Source organism: Nocardia sp. bgisy134 (assembly GCF_965341865.1).
In the GTDB taxonomy this organism is placed as follows: domain Bacteria; phylum Actinomycetota; class Actinomycetes; order Mycobacteriales; family Mycobacteriaceae; genus Nocardia.
On sequence record NZ_CBDQZP010000021.1, the window covers coordinates 136,358 to 158,412 of the forward strand.

The window sequence follows — 22,055 nt, forward strand, 5'->3', positions numbered from 1 at the left end:
CTGGTCACCGGTCAACTGATGCCGATGTCGTACTTCCGGCCATTCGGTGACCGGTGTGTGCTGTCCGGTCCAGCGAGAACTTCGGTCAACGCCAGCATGTGCTGCCCGGCTCTGTCCCCAGGCCTGGGTCGCCACGGGCACCAGCGCGTCGCGCGGCCTCGATTCCCCGGCCTGCTGATCCGGGTCGTCGAAGCGCATCCGACTCGCAGGCCCGTATCGAGCCGAGGCCACCAAGGGTGACCGACAGCCGGTGAGCCGGCCGATTCGCGCCCGTTGGGCGGGCGGGGATCAACTCGTCAGATGTGCGGCGATGCCGTCGAGCAGTTTGCCCAGTCCGAATTCGAACACGCCCTCGGCGACAGCGCGGATGTCGCGGTCGCCGACGGGACCTGCTGTGAGCATCGCCAGCAAGGCCGGGTAGCGCTCGGGTCGACCGTACTGGTGGATCATTGCCGGATCGAGGGCCGGACCGACGTGCCCGACCGCGTCACGGCCCTGGGTCGGATCGATTTCCAGACGGGCGACGCCGCCGACGAAAGCGGTGATGGACAGGACGATGTCGGCGATGCCGTGTGGCGCCAGCCCGGCATCGAGGAGCGCGCTCATCGCCGCCTCTCCCCACGCGGCCTCGTTCGGGCCCATCCAGCGATTGCTCGTGCCGACCGCCAGCACCCAGGGGTGACGTAGGTACAACTCGCGGGTTCGGCGAGCCCAGTGCTCCAGCGCCGCGCGCCAGTCGTCGGAGGGAAGATCGGGCGGGGCGGCCATCGCGGTGTCGAGCATCACCGCCACGAGGTCGTCTTTGCTGGGCACGTGCCGATACAGCGACATGGTCGCGGTGCCGAGCTGATTGGCGACTCGTTGCATCGAGAGTGCGCCGATGCCTTCCGCGTCGGCGATGGCAATAGCCGTACCGACGATGCGGTCCAGGCTCAATGCCGGCCGGCGGCCTCGTCCCGAGCGTTGATTTCCCGACCACAACAGCCGAGCCACACGCGGTGGCTCATCGGCCATCTTCGCTCCCCTCGCTTCAATTGCGTATGGCATACACTTTGCGTATACACTACGCAAATTCTTCCGTCATCGCCATCCGGGGGTGGTTCCACCATGACAGTACCGACAAGGCATTCGAATCCCGTTGCGTGCGAAGCCAACCCGGTGCGGCAGTGGGGCAGGCACCGAGCGTGAGCCTCGCCGGTCTCGGACTGACCGTTGAACAGGAGCGGGTGTACCGCCACCTGCTGCGCACACGCCCCGGCGCCTCCTCGCACGCGGGTGGCGCGGGCCAGGTCGACTCCCGCGTGCGGAACGTGATCATCGAGCTGCGCACCTTGGGTTTGGTGGACGAGAACCTCACGGTGGTCCCACCGGAGGTAGCGGTCGATCTGCTGGTGCGACGGCGAATCACGCAGGCGCAAAAGCAGTTCGAGGGACTCGCCGCCGCCTGGGACGCAGTGCGGGAGTTGACCGAGGAGCAGCGCACCGGCCGGCCCGCGGGTATGGTCGAGCAGCTGCCGCATGGACTGGAGGTCGGCCGGCGGATAACCGCATTGCTGACCGATCACCCTGGTGAGTTCTCGTCCCTGCGGACCCATGCGCTGCACGACGAATCCCCGCATACCGGCGCCCGGCGCGGTCGTCTCCTGATGGCTGGACTGAGCAGTCGCATCCTGTTCCCCGTGCACGCCTTGACGGATCCCCGGCAGGCGGCCCACGCACGACGCAGGCACGCCCTCGGCGAGATGCATCGAGTCACGACGGAAACGGTCTGGCCGCTGACCGTCGTCAACCGATCGGTCGCCTTCGTACCGGCCGATCTCTCCGAACCGGCGGCCGGTGTACTGCAGATCCGCCGTACCGGTATGGCCCAGATACTGGCAGAGGTCTTCGACGGCATCTGGGAACGCGCCCACGGCGTGGACGAAGCCCCGGTCTCGCCTTCCGAGCAGCGCGTCCTGCGGGCGCTCACCCGCCATGACACCGATGAATCGGCGGCACGCGCGCTCAATGTCTCGGTGCGCAAGTTCCGCACCCATGTCGCCGACCTGATGGACCGGCTCGGCGCACGCACACGATTCCAGGCCGCCTTGCTTGCCAAAGAACGCAACTGGCTTTGACCCGTCGCGGGTCTTCTGCCGTCCCATGCGCCCCCTACGTCGGCTCACCCGGCCGGACCATGGCCTGCTGGTGCACTCGCTCGTCCTGGTAGCGCATTCCGGGAATCAGCGGGGCCGAACCGATCGGAGTGAATCCCATTCGGGTGAAAAACCTTACGGCCCGTGCATTTTCGACCTGAGTCTGAAGATGACAGCCCGGCGAGCCGTTCTCGTCGAGCCGGGCGAACCATCGGTCCATGAGAGCGGCGGCGGCGCCGGTGCCGCGCGCGTCGGCCGCCACTGCGATGTGCAGGTGCGCGGGCCAGCGCGAGTCCTGGAAATCACTCGCGGTCGGCTCGCGGCGAATCGCCGCGGCGAGGGTGTCGACCATGGCACGGCCGAAGAACCTGGCCGGAGTCGGACGTAGGAACAACCGGTAGGTGCGGATGGCCCGCTCGATCCGTTCGACCTCGCTGGGAAACTTCGAGCTGTCCAGACAGCCCGTCAGGTATCCGACGATCTTGCCTCCCGCGACGGCCACGAACACGGACTCGGGTGCCAGGTCCAGGTATGGATCGAGGTAGATCGCCGCCTCGGATTCCGGATCACCCCACAGCGAGGCGACGGGCGAGCCCTCACTCGCCCAAGTGAACAACTCTCGCAGCTCCTGCCGATCGGCGGCCTCGAAGTCGCGAATCTCCATGTGCGTCCTCCCTATCAGGATCGGACCTACCGCCGCCGGGCGAGGACGACCCGGTCGGCGATGTTCGGTTGCCAGGGCATTCCGGTCCTCAGGTTCACAGGGTCCGGCCGAAGTGGGCGGCGACGGCATCGACGGCGACGGTGACCTGGGGTTCCTGATCGTAGAAGTCGAACTGAGTGCCCTGGGTCCACGTAATATCCTTCCGTCCGGGCAGTCCGGCGTGGAAGCGGCGCGCGCCATCCGGGATGGCGGCGTCCTCGCTGTGCACCAGCAAGGTCGGCTGTCCGATGAGCGGAGCCAGCGCGATCGCGTCGTAGGTCAGCCAGTCGATCCAGGACATGACGGCGAAACGGTTGGGCCAGGCCGGGATTCCGCCGCGGGTGGGGTTGAGGTAGAAGTCGATGTCGTAGGGCATGGCCGCGCGTTCGTCGGTGGCGCTGACCACCGGAACGTAGTCGACCTCACCGGTCTCGTCGAATCGTGACCGCGCCTCGCGGGCGATCTCGATCTTGGCGGCAACCGCATCCGCCCCGCCGTAGACTTGCTCGCAAATCGCCGCATCGTGCAGCCACGGCGCCACCAGCGCTAGTGATTTCACCCGCATATCGTGAGCAGCATTGTCGGACATGTACATTGCCGCAGCGCAGACGCCCAGCGCGCCCAGCCGGTCACCGTCGACGGCCGGGTGCCCAGCCAGAAAGCTCACCGCGTGGTGGATGTCGCGAACCTTCCGTGCCGGGTTCTCGACATCGCGTGGCTCGCCCTGTGATTCGCCGAAGCCGGTGAAATCGAACGACAGAGCCGCATACCCCTGCTCGGCGAGACGTTGAGCGTAGCGGTCGGCCATCAATTCCTTGACGCTGGTCCACGTCCCCGCCACCACCACACCCGGCGCCCGATCCCGGCCGACGGGCAAGAACAGGTTTCCGGTGAGTTTCACACCGTCGCTGTCGAACTCGACCTTCATGGACTCGACTCCTTCTCGAACGCCGTCGCCCCACGCCGCTGTCATCACTGGTCCTCCAGTCATCCTCGGAACGCACGAGATCGACACCAGGCCATGCGCGTGCAGGTGTCACATCCAGGCGATCCATACCGCACATCCTGGCCGCCGCCGACCGAAGGCGGAAGAGAACAAGCTGCACGATTGCCTGCAGGAACCTGCAACGGTAGACGCGAAATCTCTTGGTTGCTACAAGAATTGGCGCAATGATTCTCGTGACAGGAGCGACCGGCAATGTCGGCGCGGAAGTTGTGCAAGCCCTGACCACAGCCGGCGAGCCCGTACGGGCGCTGGTGCGCGATCCCCTGCCCGCCGTTGTGCCCCGAGGGGCGGACGCCGTGGCCGGCGACCTCACTGCACCGGAGACACTGAACTTCGAGGGCGTGCGCGCGCTGTTCCTGCTGCCCGGTTACCCGGGCGTCGCCCAAGCGGCGGTGAAGGCGGGTGTCGAGCACATCGTGCAGCTCTCCGGTGTTTCCGCGGGCACTGGCGACACCTCCAACGCCATCACCCGCTACATGATGACCTCCGAGCGGGAGGTCACCGAGTGCGGTGCGGCGTGGACCATCCTGCGGCCCTGCGCCTTCGCCTCCAACGCTCTGCGCTGGCTCCCCCAGCTGCGCGACGGGGACGTGATTCGGGCGCCGTTCCCCGAGGTCCGTACGGCCACGCTGGATCCACAGGATCTCGGTGCTGTCGCCGCCACCGTATTGCGCGAAAACAATCGTCACGGCGAAATCCTCTGGCCCACGGGACCGGAGCCACTCACACCCACCGAGCAGGTGGCGATGCTGGCCGAGGCCACCGGCCGCGATCTCACCTGCCAGGGCCTCACCGATGACGAGGCCCGCGCCGAGATGCTCCGAACCACTCCGGTCGAGTACGTGGACGCCTTCTTCGACTTCTACGTGAACGGGGCCATCGACGAATCCATCGTCCGCCCAACGGTGGAAGAGGTCACCGGCCGGGCACCGCGCACGTTCGGACGGTGGGCCGCAGCCCACGCCGACGCCTTCCGCTGATCATCCGGCGGGTGCGCCAGATCGCAGAACCCCGCTCGGACCCGCGTGACAACCTCAGCCAGTGGCGAGCGCACGGTCGGCGAGTGCGGCGATGACCGGTCCGAGTGTTCTGGCGCAACCGACGGTGAGGTGATTGTCATCGCGGTACACCAGGTTGTCGCCGATCACGAGGGGGCAGCGGGCGCGCGGAGGGCCTGCGATAACCGCCGACGAACCGAGCTGAGTGTGGGCGGTCGTTTTCCCGTTCGAAGCGTCCGAGGGTGGCGGATGGTGACGACCGTGTGGATCGCTCGCTATCAACCAGGGGGATGTGCGTGGAGTGGCCCATGGGGAATCCGTTGTTCGCCTGTATGTTTCGGTTGCCGTAGCGCAATACTGTCCTTGTGCGGTGGATTGTGGTGGGAAGCTTCCTGGGATCGCTGGGACTGATCGCGCTGGCGATAGTCATGTGGCGGCAAGGACTGGAGCAGGCCGACCGGATCGCCAGCGTGGTGAGCATGTTCACCGGCATTTGCGGCCTGACGGCCTCCTTGGCCGTTCCCGCCTTCCTGCAACGCCGCCGCTCCAGAGACCGGAATTATCCGGGACTTGCCATGCTGAAGAGTCTGTCGTTCGAGCCGAGTGGTGTCGTGTCGTACCTCGGTATCGTTCAGCTACCGAACGGCAGAGGCAGCGAATGGGAGGTCGCGCTCCCGCCTGCTGCCATCGTGGCCAATCCCTGGGAGAATCGGGAGACGTGCTTTCTGCACTGGGGCACGGCCGCAGGCTTGAACTGGTGCGAAAGGTTCTGGCTTCTTCGGAGGCCACCGTCGAACTGAATCCCACCGGAACAGACCAGTCTCATATCAGCACCCTGATTCGAGCCGGGTGGCTCACCCGAGTCCAGGGCAATCGCTACAAGGTGCCCGAAGCACGAACAGTTCCGCTGCTGGCAATCGTTATGGCGGCCTCCCCGGAATAGGGCGAGTCGACGGATCGACGATATCCGGTGGCCGCAAAATCTGTGATCGCTGGTGGATCCGCGCGAAGGTGCCACGTTCTCGGCTACTCAGTCGAGACAGAACTCGTTGCCCTCGATGTCCTGCATTACCAGGCACGACTCGTTGACGCCATCGGCGCGCAGTAGTCGCACGCGTATTGCGCCGAGCGCGACCAGTCGTGCGCATTCGGACTCGAGTGCAGCCACGCGCTCGTCACCCACGAGACCGGTGCCGACCCGCACGTCGAGATGCAGCCGATTCTTCACGACCTTCCCCTCGGGCACACGCTGGAAGTACAGGCGCGGGCCCGCACCTGAGGGATCAATACACGCTGAGCCCCGGTGCTCGTATCCCAACACCTCAGACCAGAAACGAGCGACGTGCTCAGGTTCCGAGCAGTCGAAGGTGACTTGGAGCTGTCTAACCGACGCCATCGGTCCACCATAGAGACGGAGTCTGACGTCGTCTCCACTTCGAATCGCCACGCTCACAATGCGATACACGCTGACAACGGCTGTGCAGTCGGTACTGACCACTGGTCGACGCGGGTGCAGCTGCACCGCCTCGACCGTCGGGACACCTGCTCGTTTCGGAATGCGCTCTTCGGCATGATGGTGTGCCGGGACGGCGGCAGATGCCGACGGCGCGTTGATCTTCCGAGGTGCCGCGCCGGCAGGTTCGGTCAGCGCGGTATGCGGCGCTGTGCATCGGCTTCGGGTACGCCTCAGCCCGGTAACGCTGCCGTCGGCTCGGCACAGAGCGCATCGAGTCCGGATGCGGGGATTTGAGGCGCGTCCGGAGAATCGGCGTTGTGCCACGGCACATCTCGTGCGGTGCTGGCCGGTCGGGTGAAGACGTGCTGGTGGAGGTGGACACCGGCCGCGCTCAGGCCCGCCACGAAGGTGAAGACGTGGGCGGGTTCGAGAACCCGGCGCAGGGCACCGATCGACGAGCGGACAGCGCGGGCGAACGCTACTGTCTCAGCGTCGTCGAGCAGATCGAGGGTCGCCACGTGACGACGAGGCTCGACGAACAGGTAGCCCGGCCGGACCCAGTCGCCATCCGATATCACACCGCAGTCCGATTCCATGTCATACCAAAGGGTTACGGGTAACGAGAATCCGGCCGATAGCTTCGGGGTATCGAAATCGGCGCCCCGCTCCACCGTCGACCGGCCAGCATCGTCGACGGACGGAGGTGGCGTCTCCGACCCAGCTCTCAGGAAGATCTATGACGACACCTGCCCTGGTCCCCGAGTCACAGTCACCGCGACGCGGTGCTGACGGTGATTACGCCCGTCTGTTGCGCCGGATCTCCGACGCGGGGCTGATGAACCGGCGTCCCGTCTACTACGCCATCCGGCTCAGCGTCGTCGGGGTCGCGTTCGCAGCCGGCTGGGCGGCGTTCGTCCTCATCGGAGATTCGTGGTGGACGCTGCTGGTCGCGGGGTTCATGGCCGTGACGTTCGCTCAAATCGCACTCGTCATGCATGATGTCGCGCACCGCCAAGTCTTCCGGCTACGGCAGCCGACGGAGCTGGTGGGACGACTCGTCGGCAACGCCGGCATCGGCCTGGGCTACGGCTGGTGGCAGGACAAGCACACCCGGCATCACGCCAACCCGAACCACGAGGAACTCGACCCCGATGTCGCGCCCGACATTCTGGTCTGGTCACAACAGCAGGCACGGTCCAGCCGCGGTCTGGCTCGTCTCATCGGGAGAGCGCAGGCGTTCCTGTTCTTTCCCCTCCTGTTGCTGGAGGGCCTGAACCTCCATGTGGCCGGCGTACGTGCGCTCAGAAATCGATCGGTCAAACATCGCGGATTGGAGGGCGCACTGCTGTTCGGCCACTTCGCCACCTACTCGGCCGCACTGTTCGCGGTTCTGCCCGCCGACAAAGCCTTCGCGTTCTTTGCTGTCCACCAGGGCCTCTTCGGCCTGTACATGGGCTGTATCTTCGCCCCGAACCACAAGGGCATGCCAACCTTGACCGGCGACGACCGCCCCGACTACCTCCGTCGCCAGGTGCTGACCTCCCGCAACGTGCGGGGTGGCGCGTTGACCGACCTCGCCCTCGGCGGGCTCAACTATCAGATCGAGCATCATTTGTTCCCGAGCATGCCCACGCCGAACCTGCGTCACGCCCAGGTGATCGTCCGCGACTACTGCACCGAAATCGGCGTGCCCTACCACGAAACTGGCCTGATCTCCTCTTACCGCGAGGCGCTGAGACACCTGCACCACGTCGGCGCTCCTCTGCGCACTCCCGATCGACACCCGGGTGCCGGTGCGCCACAACACAATCGCTGAACACAAGCTGGGCATCACGACGCCCCGGACACACCGGGGCGTCGGCAGCCGCGGTGCTGGCGTCCGCTCGTCGGCAGCAGCGGACGTTCAGGATCGCGCGATAGGCGGCGTGAGCGGATGTTGGGGTGCCAAGACGACGGCGTCGCCAGGGCGCGTATTCGAGCCGTGCCGCGAGGCTCGCGTCATCGACGCCCGACTACCGTCCGGCGAGCTCGGCTACGACCGGAGCGAACCTGTCGGCGAAGTCGGCGCCGAAAATGAAATAGGAGAAGCCGATCTCCTCCCGTCGCCGCTGGATTTCCTCGGCGGCGGCCGCCGGATCGTCCGGAAGTACGGTCAGTGCGTCCGCCGCGCGAAGCGCAGCAGGGTCGGTGTCGGGGCGCGCCATGTGCGGCGCGACAGTGTCACCGATAACCGGCACGGCGAGCGCGAGCTCGACGTCCCCGATGGTGTGGAAGTCGCGTGCCAGCCGCTCGACTTCGCTCCGCGGCTGATCCCCCAGCGCGAAGGTGACCGTGTCTGCGACCTCGGCCGCCAACGCCCGCGCCTTCGGACCGAGTACGGCCATCGCCACGGGCGTGTGCAGGTCGGGGCCGTCGAGTTCTCGCAGCGTCCTGACGGTCTCACGTACCTGTGCCAGCCGCTCGTTCGGCGGCGGTACAACGGGCAGTCCCTTGTCGCGCAGCTCGTCCTCGATTCCCGGTCTACCGGTGCCGATGCCCATCTCGAAGCGACCCTCGGTCAGCAGCGACAGCGAGTGCGCTTCCCACGCCGTCAGCCAGGCCGGGCGTAGCGGAGAGGCGTACACCCACGTGCCCACGCGCAGGTCGGTCAGAGCCGCGACGGTGGCCAGCATGGGACCGGGCGCCGGTTGCATCTGTGGGAAGTCGGGCACCAGCAGCGTCGAGTAGCCGCTGTCGGCGATGCGGCGCACGCGATCTCGCCACGTCGGCAGGTCAGTTCTGAGCGGGGCAACGACCCCGAATCGAAACGGTCTCGTCATGCCTGGATTCCTCTCTGCGTCGACGAGATCACCTGGCAGCCACTCCTGAGGGAAGGCCCATGATCATCTCCTCCGGTACATCCAGAGATATCGACGAGGGTTGGACCCGAAATTCACCGGTGCATCCGAGATCGCGTGCACGCTCCTGCGAACGCCCTGTATTCGGCACGGCGTTCACCACACAGGAGCAGACGTTATGAGGCTTCAGCCCAACCCACTTCGCGGTGTCACGAGCGCCGGGTGCGCTGCGGCTTGCGCGCGGCTTCCTCGATCACCTGGCTGCGCCGGTCGGCGGGCACCAGAGCGCGGATATCTTCCCGCGAGCCGATCATCAGTTTGTGCAGGATCGCGGCCATCTGGGCGTCCACGGTTTTGAAGGAGCTGCCACGCCTAGCGGCGATCGCGGTGTTGGTCCAGCCCGCCGCGGCCAGGACGGCCACGTCCTGTTCCGCCGTCGACAGCTCCTGCCAGCGCGAGGGTCGCTCCCGCCGGACCGGGTGGTCGACCGGCAGACGGTCCAGCGACAGGCGGCCCAGCGCCAGCTGCGCCACCTCGCCGAGCTCGGGCCGCAGCAGCGCGCCCTCCCGCTCGGCCACCGTGAAGGCCGACGCGCCGAGAACTTCGCGAGCAGCTGCCACGGCGGCGTCGGTCTCGGTCGCGAACGGCCGAAGATTGCCGATGTCCACCCCGAGTTTGTGCCGCAGTCTGGCGGCGCCCCCGACGAGACGGGCGATATCACGCGCCCATCCGGTCACGACGTCCGATCGCTTGTCGGCCGCGTCGGTGATCAGGCGCGCCAGCGACCACGCGCGGAGATGGATGGCCCACGTGGCGCCCCATTGATCGCGCATGGCGAGCTGGTCGGTCAGCGTCGTACGCCCCACGGCGAGAGCCTCGTTCGGGTCACCGTGTTTGGTCAGCGCGATCGCCCAGGCAAGTTCGGCCCACGACGTGGCCCACCGCGCACCGGACCGCTCCGCGTTTTTCATATGCTGCCGTGCGGTCTCCAGTGCCTGGGTCGGCGTGCCGAGGAAAGCGGCGGCCAGCGCCTCGAACAGTTCGCTCATCGCGGCGCCGCCGCGATCGCCCTGCGCGGCAAATTTCGTTCGGGCGCGGGCCAGGACGGGAATCGCGCGCACGTCTAGGCACACCAGCATCAGTTCACTGCCCCTGGCGAATTCGACAATGGCGGGCAGATCGAAATCGCGTTCGGGGTGCTCTCGCCACTCGGAACGGGTGGCGGGGTCCGGCACGCAGGTGGCGACGCACTCGTCGAGCATGCGCGTGGCATCGTCATGGACGCCTTGGCACATGCTGATCCACCCGATCAGCGCCATCGCCGAGATCTGCAACTGGACAGGCTGTGGATCGAGGCGTCGGCTGGCAGCGAGGGTGCGCTCCGCCCAGTGGCGCGGCTCGCGCAACGAGCCGGTGAAGAACGGGCTGCGCAGCGCGATGAGCCCGACCGCGATCTCCAAGCCCACCGCGGCCTCGCCCGGCGTGCCGAGACTGCCCTCGATGGCGCACAGCAGGTTGTCCCAGGCCGCCTGTGCCCAGTCCAGCAAATCCTGCTCGGTCGGGCCGAACCATTCGACCTGCGCCGCAACGACTTTGTCGTGGTAGTACCGACGGTGCCTGCGGGCCGAACGGTCGAACTCCGCACCGCGTTCGCGTAGGCGTTGCTGGGCGAACACCCGAACGCTCTCCAGCAGCGAGTAGCGCACCGTGGTCGCGGTCAGGTGGACCGAGACCAGCGATTGGTCCGCCAGGCGCTCCAGCAGGTCCTCGATCTCGGCGTGGGCCAAGCCGTCGGGGTCGTCGTCGGCGCAGACCGCTCCGATCGCCTCCAGATCGGCGCCGACGTCCGGACCGGGCAGGGCCGCGTCCTCGTGGTCGACGTCGTAACCGGCCGCGAAGACCGACAGCCGCTCCAATAGCAGCCGCTCCTTGTGCCGGCACAGGTCATACGACCAGGCGATGACGTCGCGAATGCCCTGATGCCGTTGGTCGGCGCCGACCCGGGGGCCGTGCGACCAGCGCAGCCGCCGATCGCTCGCCTCTCCGGTGAGGTCACGCAGGATCATCGCCAGCGGCTGGCGTAGCAGGCGCGCGGCGGCCAGCCGGATGTAGAGAGGGTGGTTGTGCACGTGCCTGCAGATCGCGGCGGCCATCTCGGCATCGTCGTCGGCGATCGTGTGCCCGGTCAGTTCTGCGCGTCCACGGAACAAGGTCAGCGCTTGTTCGGTGGACAGTGCGGGCACGGGCACGAGTTGCTCGTCGATCCAGCCGATAGCCTCGCGGCTGGTGGCCAGCACGGTGAGCCCGGGCGCCGCGTCGAGCAAGTCGGCGATCACCCGGCCCGCACCGTCCAAGACGTGCTCGCAATTGTCCATCACCAGGATGGTCTGCAAGGCGCGTCCGACCGCGTCGCGGCGCTGGAGGGTGTCGAGCATCGCCTCCCATGCCGACCGTCCGGAGAAGTCCGCGTCGATCAGCGACCGCGCGACCTGCTCTTCCACCGCCGCCACGTCGGCGTCCCTGGACAGGAGGGCCAGCCGCACCCAGTGCACCGGCACCCGCCGCGCCCTGTGGAACCGGTGCACGGCCTCCGTCGCCAGCCGGGTCTTGCCGATGCCGCCCGCGCCGATCAGCGTGATCAGGCGAGTGGGACCGAGCAGTAACATCCCGATCTTCTCCAGCTCACGTGCGCGGCCGACGAAATCGCTGGTGGCCGCTGGCGGGAGGCCCGACCCCGACGAACGTCTTACCGACACAGCAGTGCAGTGTAGTCGGGTCGCGTGCCGGAAAATCCGGGCACGAGCAGGCAGTCGGGGCGGGAACCGGCGCCCACCCGCAGCATGCCGGGGTGCTCGGGCGGCCCGGCCCGTGTCTACCGATGTGCCGCAATCACCTATTCCTCGACGATTTCGCTATCGCCGCAGTCGATCTCACGACCGAAAGGACACCATGGCGGAACGGATACAGGTACTCGGAGCGGGCGAATGCGGGTTACCTCTCGCTTATTGCCTCTTGCGCGGCAGTAGCGCGGTCACACTGGTGACCGATCGCGATGCCGAAGCGATTCTCGCGGGCACGGTGACCAGCACGCAGGTCAAATTCTCGCCGACGCTCGATCTCGAATCGGATGCGGGGCTGGGCTTCTGGCGGACGAGCGCGCCGAACATCGAGGGCATCCGGTTCACCATGGCCGTCGATCGCACGGCGGTGGCGGCCTGGGCCGGACGCTTCACCCGCCCGGCGCAAAGCGTGGACCAGCGGACCGTCTTCGCACGATGGCTGGACGAATTCCTGTCCGCGGGCGGCGATCTGCGCGTCGCCGCCCCGTCGGTGACGGAAGTCGACCGCGCCGCCGCCGACTACGACCTGACCGTGGTGACCCGCGCGGCGCCCGAACTCGCCGCCTGTTTCGAGAACGATCCGGCGTGGACCGTGCCCGCCGAGCCGCAGCGGCGGCTCGCGGTGCTGTACCTCGACGGCGTCCGGCCCGAGCCGCACCACCTCGGCTGCTACACCGCGCTGCCCGAGCACGGTGAAGTGATCTCCTACCCCGGACTGACCGGACGGCCTGGCCAGGAGCGACGCTGCGAGATCGTGCTTTTCGAGGCGCGGCCCGGCGGCGCCCTCGACGTCTTCGACCAGCTCGGCACGCCGACGCAACGATTGCGGCAGGCCAAGCAGCTCATCGACCAGCACCTGCCCGCCGAGCTCGCCGAACGGTATCGCGATGCCGAGCTGACCGACGCCGGAGCGACGCTGGTCGGCGCCGTGAGGCCCGTCATGCGCAGGCCGGTCGGCACCCTGCCCTCGGGCAGGCCGGTGCTCGGCGGCGGCGACGTCGTCTGCCGGATGGACCCGGGCGGCGCGCAGGGCGCCAACAATGCGGTGCAGTGCGCGATCCGCTACGCGGAAGCGATCCTGCACCATCCCGGCGGCCCCTACGACCGGGATTGGATGGAATGGACAGCAGCGCCGTGGCTTTCGGCCGTGGCGCATCCCGCGGCGCGGTGGACCGCGACGGTGCTCGACCCACCTCCGGCGATGCAGGAGATGATGCTGGCCGCGCAGCACGACTCGACGCTGGCCGACGCGTTCGCCGCCGCCTTCGCGCGGCCGTCGAATCTGGCGCAGTTCGCGGCAGGCGCCCCGTCCTGAATGTCGTGGCGCCGGTTTACTGCTGCCAAGGCGGGGTCGCGGGGAAGACGACCGGTAGCGCGGTCAGGGCACGATGGAAAGGCCCTGGCCGCCAGGTCAATTCCGGCACCGGTACCGCGGGCCGCAGCTCCGGCAACGCGTCCAACAGCTGGTCGATCGCGTCCTGGGCGATCAAGTAGGCCGGGCTGCGCGCCGGACAGGCGTGCGGTCCGGCGCCCCACGCCAGATGCGATCGGTTGCCGTTGCGATTCTCGGCGCTGATCGCCGGATCGTTGTTGCACGCAGCGAAGCTGATGACGACCGGATGGTGGGCTGGTAGCCACACATCGTCGATCAGGATCGGCTGGCGCGGGTAGGTGACGGAGAAGTTGGCCATCGGCGGGTCGGCGAACAGCACTTCGTCCAACGCATCGCGGGTGGACAGGCTCCCACCGAGAACGTTGCCACCGAAACGGTCGTCGGACAGGATCAGCACGAGACTGTTGATGATCAGGTTCTGCAGCGGCTCGATTCCCGCACCGTAGAGCACGACGAGCTGGTGGATGACCTCGGCGTCGTCGAGCTGGGCCGGATGCTGGAGCAGGCGGGTGGTGATGTCCTCGCCCGGTTCGGCGCGCTTGAGTTCGAGCAACCGCAGCAACGCCGCGCTGAGCATGCGGTTGCCCACTTCGGCGTCGACGCCGTCGAAGACCGCTGCGGTCGCGGCGGCGACCTCCTGCCCGATCTCCGGTGGGCACCCCAGCAGGACGTTGATCACCTCGAATGCGAGCGGAAACGCGTACTGCGAGACCAACTCGGCGCTGCCCGCCGTACAGAAGGTGTTGATCAGCGGGACCGCGATCCGCTCCACCGTGGCGTGCAGGGCGTGCAGGTCCACGGCATTGATGGCCGCGGTGTTGGCCTCCCGGTAGCGGGCATGCTCGGCGCCCGCGCTGCGCATCGCGTTGGGCCGCCATTCCAGCACCGGCAGCACCGAGCAGTCGGCGGAGACCTTCGACTGCCACGTGCGCGGGTCGGCCGGGAAGTGCTGCGGATCATGCAGAATGTGCACCGCGGTGCGATAACTGAGCACCAGCGTCGCGGGCACGCCCGGCGCCAACTCCACCGGCGCGAGCGAACCATAGCGGGCCCGCATGTCCCGGTAGGCTCGATGCGGATCGGCCGCGAACTCCGGGGAGTACAGCAATACCCGCTCGCCATCGGCACCCATGGGCGAACCATGTTGCACGCCAATCATATTCGTGGCCGTAATGTCGTTTCGACGCGTGGTCAATGCGCGACTCCCACAGTAGAGGCGAATTCGGCGATCGGGCGAACTCGACACGGGACCGCCGAACACCGCAGTCGTCCGGTCCTGCCGTGCACCAGCGCGACATGAGTCCCGATCGCGTTGGCGATCGACACACAGGATGATCACTTAGGTATGCCATCGGCATCGGTAGCAGCGGATGACCTGCAGGTATGGACCTCGCTCAGGCTGCGCCACAACGGGATTCGCATGGTCTGCCCATCTTCGAACACGCCGCCTGAGTGGTTCATCGAGGTGAGCACGACGCTGCTGGGGCAGATCGGTGGGGCTGTCAAGGATTCATGAGGCGAGCCGGCGCCGCGACGGCCCGACTGATAACTTTCGCCGCGGCCCCTGTTGAGGTATTTGTGTTCCTGGCTGACGTTCGGGAATGCAAGCTGGTCACCGGTATCGACGATCACTCTCGATACGTTGGGATCGCCCACTGAGGTTGCTCGAGTCTTCCGGACTACTCGAGCCCTGAATATCAGCGTTCCTCGGTGTCCAACCGTTCAGCATGCCGCGCACGGGGGTGTTCCGCATCGGAACCGCCGGTCCCCGGGTTCAAGGGCGGAGCCTGCGACCCGGTCCACGCGGCGAGCAGCCGCAGTGCGGTCTCCGACGCCGAGCCCGCCTCGGCGGTGTAGATGCACAGCGTCTGGTCGGGATCGCCTGGTAGCGAGACGCTTTCGTAGTCGATGGTGAGATCACCGACGAGGGGATGGTGGTAGCGCTTGCTGCCGTGACTGCGTTCGCGGACGTTGTGGTCGGCCCACCAGCGCCGGAATTGCGGGCTCTTGACCGCCAATTCGCCGACGAGTTCGGCCAGCAGCGGGTCGTCCGGGTGACGCCCGGCGTCCAAGCGCAGGACCGCGACGTTGTCCCGGGCGACCTCTTCCCAATCGAGGTACAGCTCGCGGGCGGACTCGTCGAGGAAGGTGTAGCGCAACATATTTCGGTCCCGGGGCGGGAGCGCCTCGAAGTCGGTGATCAGCGCCCGGGCGAGACGGTTGGCGGCGAGGATGTCCATGCGGCGGCCGAAGACGAAGGCAGGCATCACGTCGTCGAGCGTCTCGAGGATGCGGCGGATCCCGGGACGGACCCGCTGCACTCGCGCCGGAGTCCGGCGCCGGACGCGCCGCGGATTCGCCCGGGCGATCTGGAACAGATAGGAGCGCTCGACCTCGTCCAGGCGCAGGGCGCGGGCCACGGCGTCGAGGACCTCGTCGGAGACGTTGATATTGCGTCCCTGCTCGAGGCGGCTGTAGTAGTCCACGCTGACCCCGGCGAGCGGGGCCGCCTCTGCACTCTCAAGGCCCGGAGCAGCCCACGCGATCAGCGGCAAAATAGTGCGTTCGGTCGGTAACCCTGCTGGCTGCCGACCTCAACGGGCGGTGTCGACAACTGGTTCTGTCGCTGTGCGGCGGATTTCGGCAGCCACTCTGCCGGGAGCCTCGAGCATCGGTACGTGCCCCACATCGGGCAGCATGACCACCCGACGGCTGGCTGAAGGCGTGACCAGTTGCGCACCGAAGCGAGGGGGCGGGGCCACGCGGTCACGCGCGCTGAAGACGATTGTGGTCGGTGTGGTGATCTGGTCGAGCATCTCCAGCGCGGTGTCGGTCGGCCAGATTGCGTTGATGTCGCGCGCGGTGCAGTATCCAGCCGATTGCAGGGCAATCGCAGCCAGATCGGGCGCGACGAGCCCTGGCCGGTGGCAGAGCACGCGCATCGTGGTGGCTTTGCCGATGGCGGCCAGTGTCGGATTCGCGAAACCGCGCGACAGCGGAGCGAGGTATGCGCTGAGCTGGAACTTCAGCCGGAGCCGGTCGGCGTGGCGGCTGCCGCGCTGCCATAGTCCCGCCGAGGCGATGGCAGTCACGCTGCGTGCGCGGCCACGCCGGGCGAGCTCGAGTGCCATCCACCCGCCCAGAGAATTTCCGGCGATGTGCGCTGTCTCCCAGCCGGTCTCGTTCATCAGTGCTTCGACATGATCGGCTCCTGCGGCCACAGTCAGTGGCCGGTCGCCGACGGGGCCTCCCCAGTGGAACGGCAGGGTCGGTGCGACCATGTCGAATTCGTTGGACAACTCGTTGATCACCCCACCCCAGCCATGTCTGCGTGAATGCGTGTAGCAGCAGAAGTGGTTCACCTGAACCGCTCCTGCTGAGCCTTGCTGGTATCGCCGAAGAGTTCGCTGAATTGTTCATGCGCTCTCTGCCCCCTTCCGTTCTTCCCCAACGCGATTCAGAGTCGCGACGTGCCTCGGCACTTCACCGTGCGAAGACTGGGGACGATGCTACAAACGAGGTCACGCGATGTCTACTACCACTTGTAGTTGACCTGGATTCTTCGTAATCGCCGATCACGGTTGAGATCGTGGCCGACTCCAGGTCGATGCGCGAAACTTGGCAAGACCGGATGTCTCGAGCAGCAACGGGTCTCGTTCGTTGACCGCGCGCCCAACGGCAGGAGCCGATGTTCGTCGCCGGACGTTCGTGATCACGCCGAGGTAGAACATCCTGGTGACCACCGACAGCGACTACCCGCGAGAACACGACTACCACACCGTCGATCTCCACCTCCGACGGTTCTGGCCCGATCGCGCGGTCGAGGACTTCCAGTGGAAGATCGGGCGCCGAGCGAGGACGTCCTGCCCCGGTCCACGTACGCAGACTCGCACCGTCGTACGCAGACTGGCACCGTCCAGCCCGGGCGAAGGCTGGATCTACATCTCGATCGGAGCGTTCGAGGTCGATCGCGGTCAACCGGTGGAATTCATCATCCCAGTCCTCGGAGGAAACGCCCGAGCACGTCGAATCGCTGGCGGTCATCGCCCACCATCATGCGACGACTCATCATCCGCTACATCCAGGCCGTCTGATCAACCTCGGGCGACCCTGGATGGGAGACTCGACCGCCGAGGGCTTCATGGTCAACCTGCCCTATCCGTGGGGTCCGCGCCTCGAATGGTGCGAACTCCCCGATGGTCAGCGTGTACAACTTCTTTGGCTGGTCCCTATCACCCCTGCCGAACATCGGTATGCCGTGACGGAGGGAACCCCTGTACTCGAAGACCTCCTCGAGGCCCACGCGGTGGACACCCTGGACCCCCACCGCGCCTCACTTTTGTAAGCACGCAATTCGGCAGAAGCGGACGTTCGTGACCGCGCGATAGGCGGCATTACCGTTCGGTCGCGTGGACTCGCTGCAATTGACGGGACCCCGTCGATCGGTCCCGGACCGAACCACAGGGGTCAGGTCAACGGCACTTCGACGCGAATGGGGATGGCAACCTCAAGGTGGGACGAGCAACAGGGAGAGGTGTGTGCACGGCCGTGGCGGTGGATTGAATTGGAGATTTTTGACACGTCGGCACAGAATCTAGCGCCTGTGCTGCTGGTGGGGTCCTCGCCCGAGAGTTACGAGGGCGTCCAGGACCGATTTCAGGATCTTGATGCGGTCTGGGACGTCGGCGTCCTTCATGGCCTTGCGAGCCAGGCACAGCACTCCGCACACGATGACGATCACAGTTAACGCAATGACCGCGACGACGGTTGCAAGGATCAGTGTCACGGCCGAGGGGGATCCGTGGGCGGTGACCAACAGCGTCACACCGGAACTGGTACCGCCCAGGGCTGCGGCAGCTGCTGTCTTCCTCACCCCATCACCGCCATACCTACCGTAGGGATCTGCCTGGAGCGCCAGTACGCGAACAACTCACATGCTGTGTGGAACTCGTTGTGGACAGAGCTGCGCTGTCGGGTGATCTCTGCACGGGCAGGTGTGCGGTGGCCGAGCCGGACTGGGTCGACCGCGGCGGTCACGGTCGCGAGGTGGGGAGCCATGACAGTGACGGTTGCCGCTGGGACCGTTCAAAGTCATTATCTTCTGCCAGATTTCGGCGATGCCTGCTCGAAGAGTCACGGGTCTAGTGTGGTCGGCGAAAGATTGAACAGGATTGAACAGCTGGGCCTCGGGAGGGACGGGTGAGCGGCTTGAAACCGATCGAGTTGGCGTTGATCAACTCCAAGACCGAGTTCCACGCCGCTCTCCGTGAACTCAAGGCGCGTTCGGGCCTGAGCTACGACCAGATCCTTGAGCGTGTCAAGGACGGGTCGCCGACAAGGGGGGCGCTGCACAACTGGGTGAATGGGGTTTCCTGGCCGAGTTGGCGGCTGCTGGGGCCGGTGTTGCAGACGCTGGTTGAGCTCGATGCGCCGGGTTCGTGGGCGAAGACCGGGGCCGACTGGCAGGCCGCCTATAGGCGGACGAGTCAGGTGATACCGCATTTGCGGCCGTTGACCGAGGTGAACGATCCGTTCGAACTGGAGGTGCGCCGTTCGATCACCACAACCCGCGCGTTCGCTGGGGAACTTCCGGTATATGTGCTTCGCAAGCATGATGACGAGCTCGATGAGGTGGTCGGGCGGGCTATAGCGGGCTGCAATGAGATGGCGGTGCTTCTCGGTGGCTCGTCCACGGGCAAGACCCGGGCGATATGGGAAGCACTGCGGCGGCTGCGTGGTCACCGGAGGTGGCGGTTGTGGCATCCGTTGGACCGCAACGCTTTCCTGAGCGAGCTACCGAACCTGCAACCCCGTACCGTGGTGTGGCTCAACGAAGCGCAAAGGTACCTCGATACCCGCGACGGTGATACCGGTGAACCGGTTGCAGTCGAGCTTCGTAAGCTGCTTCGCGGTACGGGGTTGAAGCCGGTTCTGATCTTAGCCACGCTGTGGCCAAAGCATTACGAGATCTTGTCCAGTGACAAGCACCCGCAGGCACACCAGCTGCTGGAGGAGCGATTGATCCGGGTCGCTGACGCCTTCACCGGCGAGGACCTGGAAGAGCTGGATCGGCTGGCGGGCGATGATCCGCGACTGGCGGAAGCAAGAGAAAAGGCGGTGTCCGGACGGATCATCCAGTACCTGGCCGGGGCGCCGGAGCTGCTGAGACGCTACGAATACGGCACCGAATCGGTTCAGGGAATCATCGAGATTGCGATGGACGCTCGCCGTCTGGGGCATTCCAACTGTATCTCGATCGGCCTGCTACGCGACGCTTCCCCCGACTACATCGCGGTCGGCGCACTTGATGACGAGTGGCTGACCAGAGACCTGGAAGAACTCAGGAAACCTGCCCGCGGGCTACCCGGACCGCTCACCCCGATCCCGCCCCGTCGCACCGGATCCCGTCGTCGCGGGCACCTTTCAGCCAACGATGCAGGTCCGCGATATGAGCTGGCCGAATACCTCGACCAACACGGTCGCATTCACCGTGCCGACTGCATACCGCCGACAGGGTTCTGGGACGCGGTCGCCGACCACGCCTGTGCTGCTGACCTCACCGCCCTCGGCCACGCCGCCTGGGAGCGCGGCTTGTACCGCGATGCCGCCCAGCTTTGGAAAACCGCGACCGAAGGCGGCGATCCCATGGCCAGCATACGGTTGATAGAAGAACTGTCCAATCTGCACCCAGGCGATACCCGGCCCGAGGAATGGATAAAAGAACTCCACCGATCTACCGACCACCGCTCCCGAATGCCGGAAATACCTCAAGAAATATGCTCCAAACGCGCATCCTTGCAAAGGATCGGGAACAAGATATCTGAACTGACGCTTGCCAACACCGACGCCGTCGCCTCATTGATGAAAGCGCTCAGTCGCGGCGGTATGGGCGATCAGCTGAGCGTTCTCTCGAATCGTGTGGCAACCGAAACAAGCCCGATACCAGCGCCAAGGCTGGCAACCATCATCGACGCACTCAGGCAAACCGGGCAAACGGTGCAGCTGGCACTGCTCGCTCGACGAGTCGTTGAGTGCCATCCGCCATGGAAACCGGATCGCGAGGAACGATCCGAACCGGCGTACGACCTACTTCACATGGTCGAGAATTCGCCATTCCTTCAGCTTTCTGAAGTAATGTCAATTACCCAACCTGCCCGGGCTGTAAGAGCAGTTTGCGATGCGCTGCGGCGTGCTGAGCAGGTCACCGCAGCGAACGCTATCGTCGACCACATCACCTCTCCGGCCGGCGGCAACCTACTGGCAGCTGCGGACCATTTGGAACACAAAACAAGCGACTTCTATCCAAGACACGATAATAACGATGACCTGATCGAAGTGCTGGGGAGAATTGAATCAGGGGAAATATCACGAACCGGAATTGATATGCTTATACATTTCCCGGTCGATGTTGTCGGCATCTTGGATTCAGCGCAACGCTTCGATGAATATACTGGCGATGTCATATCCCTGGTGCAACGAGCCCCGCTTGAGGTGAAGGTCGATCGCCCTGAAATCGCCGCTGAGCTGCTGACAACTCTACGTGATGTGGCGACTCCTGATCGCCTGACCGCGTTAGCTGATCGCATCGCCGAGCAAACCAACCTGAGCTCTCCGGTTGGTGTGTCCGAGCTGCTACATGCCCTGCACATGGCTGGACAATGCCAGCAGCTGTCGACAGTGGCAGAGCGCGCGGCCCGTTCCGTCACAGACCTCACAAGCTGGGAAGGTGCTGTTGAACGATTGCTGAAACAGTTCCTCGTCCTAGGGGAGGATCAGCCCTATAGAGTTCTGGTGGCCCGTCTGCCCGCTTGGGGATTAATTGACCTCTTTATGGCTCAGTCCGACCACTGGGCGCGTTACCGATTCGGTCGTGAGCCTGACGGGTCCATTGCCGCACCCTGGGGATGGGATGACCTGCATTGAGACTTCCCGCCGTGCCTCTGATTCACATGTCCGTTCTTTAACCGATGCGGACTGACTAGAGCATCAGTAGTCATGACCCCGCCGAGACGATCTGCATCGTGACACCAAACGTGTCTGCGATCAAGCTCCAGTAGCGCCAGATCTACCCTGCCTGCCTCCTGGAGGGCGATGACTAGCAGATCAAGTGGCCTATCGTGCTATCGATTTGTGGATGGATTCTCGGCGCAATGTCATTGCATTCGTTGCGCGCGTTGAATATGCCTGTGAGTTTGTCCGCCCTGCGCGATGACCGTATCCGCCGCGATCGCTACATAATCGGACCTCGACGAGCCCTGATCGACCGGCCCTCTGAACTGCCCCAACCATCCGAAGTCTTCGCCAACTGGACAATCGCTCGCTCATCGGCATTTCAGGATGCTTATACCGACTTGGTGATGGCAATGTGGTTGAAGACCGTTCTGGGGACATCCGTCCGCGCTGGCCTCGGTGTCCAGGTTCCGCGGACCGGCGGTAGCTGTTCCACAACTGCCTAGCCGATCAACCACGCTCCGCGCTCTCGCCGCGCCGAATCATAGGGCTGCTGTAGGGAGTCGGGAGAGGTGACATCGTCGTCTCCCTCCCCGTGCGGGCATTTTAGGAGTGCGTAACCGACATGTCACCCCGGCCAGATGTGCGCACTACGTACTCCATGTCGCCCGAGCAGCGCGAAGAACAGCTCAGAATTCCTCTCTCGGTTCCACCACCAACCGGGTCGGCCGATTCAA

The 22,055-nt window shown here is 65.6% G+C and carries 19 protein-coding genes; 7 read left to right on the forward strand and 12 right to left on the reverse strand.

The genetic code is table 11. The annotated features are described in order from the left end of the window. Positions 1-288: 288 nt before the first annotated feature. Positions 289-936: a TetR/AcrR family transcriptional regulator gene (locus ACRWNM_RS30420; RefSeq protein WP_431971573.1), complete on the reverse strand. Its 648-nt coding sequence runs from the start codon at positions 934-936 to the stop codon at positions 289-291. Between ACRWNM_RS30420 and ACRWNM_RS30425 the strand changes: the two genes are divergently transcribed. Beyond that, a complete protein-coding gene (locus tag ACRWNM_RS30425) occupies positions 936-2,117 on the forward strand; it encodes a hypothetical protein (protein WP_431971574.1) in 1,182 nt (393 codons plus the stop codon). The two genes, ACRWNM_RS30420 and ACRWNM_RS30425, sit on opposite strands and share 1 nt — an antisense overlap. Before the next feature lie 34 nt (positions 2,118-2,151). Here the strand turns inward: ACRWNM_RS30425 and ACRWNM_RS30430 are convergent, their stop codons facing one another. Both ACRWNM_RS30430 and ACRWNM_RS30435 read right to left on the reverse strand, forming a co-directional pair. Beyond that, on the reverse strand, positions 2,152-2,799 hold the full coding sequence (locus ACRWNM_RS30430; protein ID WP_431971575.1) for a GNAT family N-acetyltransferase: 648 nt from the start codon (positions 2,797-2,799) through the stop codon (positions 2,152-2,154). Positions 2,800-2,893: 94 nt separating this feature from the next. Continuing rightward, positions 2,894-3,766 carry an alpha/beta hydrolase gene (locus tag ACRWNM_RS30435; protein WP_431971576.1) on the reverse strand — a complete coding sequence of 291 codons (873 nt, stop codon included), beginning with the start codon at positions 3,764-3,766 and terminating at the stop codon, positions 2,894-2,896. A 242-nt stretch (positions 3,767-4,008) separates the two neighbouring features. Here ACRWNM_RS30435 and ACRWNM_RS30440 point away from each other — a divergent pair, with 242 nt between their 5' ends. Together ACRWNM_RS30440 and ACRWNM_RS30445 are read left to right on the forward strand one after the other, a co-directional pair. Next, positions 4,009-4,824, forward strand: coding sequence for an NAD(P)H-binding protein (locus tag ACRWNM_RS30440; protein WP_431971577.1), 816 nt, complete (start codon positions 4,009-4,011; stop codon positions 4,822-4,824). A 398-nt stretch (positions 4,825-5,222) separates the two neighbouring features. Continuing rightward, positions 5,223-5,642: a hypothetical protein gene (locus ACRWNM_RS30445; RefSeq protein WP_431971578.1), complete on the forward strand. Its 420-nt coding sequence runs from the start codon at positions 5,223-5,225 to the stop codon at positions 5,640-5,642. 230 nt (positions 5,643-5,872) lie between these two features. Here the strand turns inward: ACRWNM_RS30445 and ACRWNM_RS30450 are convergent, their stop codons facing one another. Both ACRWNM_RS30450 and ACRWNM_RS30455 read right to left on the reverse strand, forming a co-directional pair. Then, positions 5,873-6,238 (reverse strand): VOC family protein, encoded by a 366-nt coding sequence (locus ACRWNM_RS30450; RefSeq protein WP_431971594.1) that lies wholly within the window; start codon positions 6,236-6,238, stop codon positions 5,873-5,875. A 290-nt stretch (positions 6,239-6,528) separates the two neighbouring features. Beyond that, positions 6,529-6,969 (reverse strand): HIT family protein, encoded by a 441-nt coding sequence (locus ACRWNM_RS30455; RefSeq protein WP_431971579.1) that lies wholly within the window; start codon positions 6,967-6,969, stop codon positions 6,529-6,531. Positions 6,970-7,106: 137 nt separating this feature from the next. Here ACRWNM_RS30455 and ACRWNM_RS30460 point away from each other — a divergent pair, with 137 nt between their 5' ends. Then, complete coding sequence (locus ACRWNM_RS30460) at positions 7,107-8,114, forward strand: fatty acid desaturase family protein (protein WP_431971580.1); 1,008 nt, start codon at positions 7,107-7,109, stop codon at positions 8,112-8,114. 196 nt (positions 8,115-8,310) lie between these two features. Here the strand turns inward: ACRWNM_RS30460 and ACRWNM_RS30465 are convergent, their stop codons facing one another. Together ACRWNM_RS30465 and ACRWNM_RS30470 are read right to left on the reverse strand one after the other, a co-directional pair. Next, positions 8,311-9,117, reverse strand: coding sequence for an LLM class flavin-dependent oxidoreductase (locus ACRWNM_RS30465; RefSeq protein ID WP_431971582.1), 807 nt, complete (start codon positions 9,115-9,117; stop codon positions 8,311-8,313). Positions 9,118-9,344: 227 nt separating this feature from the next. Further along, positions 9,345-11,891, reverse strand: a complete 2,547-nt coding sequence (locus tag ACRWNM_RS30470; protein ID WP_431971583.1) for a hypothetical protein — start codon at positions 11,889-11,891, stop codon at positions 9,345-9,347. Between the two features lie 283 nt (positions 11,892-12,174). Between ACRWNM_RS30470 and ACRWNM_RS30475 the strand changes: the two genes are divergently transcribed. After that, positions 12,175-13,290: a styrene monooxygenase/indole monooxygenase family protein gene (locus ACRWNM_RS30475; RefSeq protein ID WP_431971584.1), complete on the forward strand. Its 1,116-nt coding sequence runs from the start codon at positions 12,175-12,177 to the stop codon at positions 13,288-13,290. A gap of 16 nt (positions 13,291-13,306) precedes the next feature. Here the strand turns inward: ACRWNM_RS30475 and ACRWNM_RS30480 are convergent, their stop codons facing one another. From ACRWNM_RS30480 to ACRWNM_RS30495, 4 genes are all read right to left on the reverse strand, one after another. Continuing rightward, positions 13,307-14,500 carry a cytochrome P450 gene (locus ACRWNM_RS30480; protein ID WP_431971585.1) on the reverse strand — a complete coding sequence of 398 codons (1,194 nt, stop codon included), beginning with the start codon at positions 14,498-14,500 and terminating at the stop codon, positions 13,307-13,309. A gap of 203 nt (positions 14,501-14,703) precedes the next feature. Next, entirely contained in the window at positions 14,704-15,000 is a 297-nt protein-coding gene (locus ACRWNM_RS30485) for a hypothetical protein (protein ID WP_431971586.1), read from the reverse strand. A gap of 65 nt (positions 15,001-15,065) precedes the next feature. Next, complete coding sequence (locus tag ACRWNM_RS30490; protein WP_431971587.1) at positions 15,066-15,923, reverse strand: helix-turn-helix transcriptional regulator; 858 nt, start codon at positions 15,921-15,923, stop codon at positions 15,066-15,068. A 39-nt stretch (positions 15,924-15,962) separates the two neighbouring features. Continuing rightward, complete coding sequence (locus ACRWNM_RS30495; RefSeq protein ID WP_431971588.1) at positions 15,963-16,730, reverse strand: alpha/beta fold hydrolase; 768 nt, start codon at positions 16,728-16,730, stop codon at positions 15,963-15,965. A gap of 671 nt (positions 16,731-17,401) precedes the next feature. Between ACRWNM_RS30495 and ACRWNM_RS30500 the strand changes: the two genes are divergently transcribed. Further along, the gene (locus tag ACRWNM_RS30500) at positions 17,402-17,713 is read left to right on the forward strand and encodes a suppressor of fused domain protein (protein WP_431971595.1); all 312 of its coding nucleotides are present in this window, start codon (positions 17,402-17,404) and stop codon (positions 17,711-17,713) included. Between the two features lie 249 nt (positions 17,714-17,962). Here the strand turns inward: ACRWNM_RS30500 and ACRWNM_RS30505 are convergent, their stop codons facing one another. Further along, positions 17,963-18,193, reverse strand: coding sequence for a hypothetical protein (locus tag ACRWNM_RS30505; RefSeq protein ID WP_431971589.1), 231 nt, complete (start codon positions 18,191-18,193; stop codon positions 17,963-17,965). A gap of 374 nt (positions 18,194-18,567) precedes the next feature. Here ACRWNM_RS30505 and ACRWNM_RS30510 point away from each other — a divergent pair, with 374 nt between their 5' ends. Further along, positions 18,568-21,291, forward strand: coding sequence for a hypothetical protein (locus ACRWNM_RS30510; protein ID WP_431971590.1), 2,724 nt, complete (start codon positions 18,568-18,570; stop codon positions 21,289-21,291). The last annotated feature ends 764 nt before the right edge of the window (positions 21,292-22,055 follow it).

Bases quoted from the DNA above. Each gene is read 5' to 3' on its own strand.
- ACRWNM_RS30465 (WP_431971582.1), bottom strand. From the start codon at position 9,117: ATGACGAGACCGTTTCGATTCGGGGTCGTTGCCCCGCTCAGAACTGAC.
- ACRWNM_RS30430 (WP_431971575.1), bottom strand. From the start codon at position 2,799: ATGGAGATTCGCGACTTCGAGGCCGCCGATCGGCAGGAGCTGCGAGAG.
- ACRWNM_RS30435 (WP_431971576.1), bottom strand. From the start codon at position 3,766: ATGAAGGTCGAGTTCGACAGCGACGGTGTGAAACTCACCGGAAACCTG.
- ACRWNM_RS30440 (WP_431971577.1), top strand. From the start codon at position 4,009: ATGATTCTCGTGACAGGAGCGACCGGCAATGTCGGCGCGGAAGTTGTG.
- ACRWNM_RS30425 (WP_431971574.1), top strand. From the start codon at position 936: ATGCCGGCCGGCGGCCTCGTCCCGAGCGTTGATTTCCCGACCACAACA.
- ACRWNM_RS30480 (WP_431971585.1), bottom strand. From the start codon at position 14,500: ATGGGTGCCGATGGCGAGCGGGTATTGCTGTACTCCCCGGAGTTCGCG.
- ACRWNM_RS30450 (WP_431971594.1), bottom strand. From the start codon at position 6,238: ATGGCGTCGGTTAGACAGCTCCAAGTCACCTTCGACTGCTCGGAACCT.